A 1,006-nucleotide genomic window follows, 5' to 3' on the forward strand; every position below is an offset into this window, starting at 1 on the left:
GACGTTGTCGATCATCGCGATGTGGATCATGGCTTCGGAGCTGGCTGGCAGGGTCTCGTAGTCGCGGACGAGTCTGCGGTGCAGCATCAGCCAGCCCAGGGTTCTCTCCACGACCCATCGCCGTTTGACCACGTGGAAGCCTCTGGTCTCGGTGTTGCGCGGTACGACCTCGGCGTCGATACCGAGGGTGGCGGCGTGTTCGACGAACTGGTTCTTGAAGCCTGCGTCCACCCATGTCTTGGTGACGGTGGGATGGGTGGCCTTGACCTGGTCCAACGCGCGGATGCCGGCGGTGTTCTCGGTCGCGGAGGCGGCCATGACGATGACGGCCAGCAGTAGTCCCAGAGTGTCGGTGACTACGCTGCGTTTGCGGCCGACGATCTTCTTCGCGGCGTCGGTTCCTTGCGTGGCGGTCGGCGGGTTCGTGGATGTCTTCACGCTCTGTGTATCGATGACCGCGGCGGTGGGCTGTGGTTCGCGGCCGGCCTTCACTCGGGCCAGGGCGGTCAGGTCGAGGTTGAGCTGGGCGAAGATGCCTTCGTCGCGCCAGGCGGCGTAGTAGTACACCGTGGTGTGTGGCGGAAAGTCATGAGGGAGGTATTTCCAGGCGATCCCGGTCCGGTTGACGTAGAAAATGGCGTTCAGCACCTCGCGGACGTCGGTGCGGGCGGGCTCGCCGGTGGGTCGCCGGTCGATGCGGGCCTGCTGTCAGGCGAGCAGGGTCGGCGCGATCAGGGCCCAGCGGGCGTCGGAGATGTCGCTGGGGTAGGCGCGGCGTTCAGTCACGGCAGAGATCTACTCTGGACAGTCCTGGCGACGCGGCAGGCGGAGGAAGCGGCGGTTCCGATCCAGATCTACGTCAGACGGAATCTGGTGACCATCTACCCGCGAAACAGGCGCCGATCGCATGGGCGAGGCGAACACGTATCGCTACTCATGGGGCGAATGGGTCGAGCTGGACGTAGGGCAAATGGCGGATAACACGAAAAGGCATCATCGAATGCCC

1 pseudogene is annotated in these 1,006 nt (G+C 64.5%); it reads right to left on the reverse strand.

The features are described from left to right. Positions 1 to 786, reverse strand: a pseudogene (locus tag V6U90_RS33525) (IS5 family transposase); the annotation flags it as partial. Positions 787 to 1,006: the final 220 nt, after the last annotated feature.

Source organism: Micromonospora sp. CPCC 206060, assembly GCF_036906895.1.
Lineage (GTDB): Bacteria > Actinomycetota > Actinomycetes > Mycobacteriales > Micromonosporaceae > Micromonospora.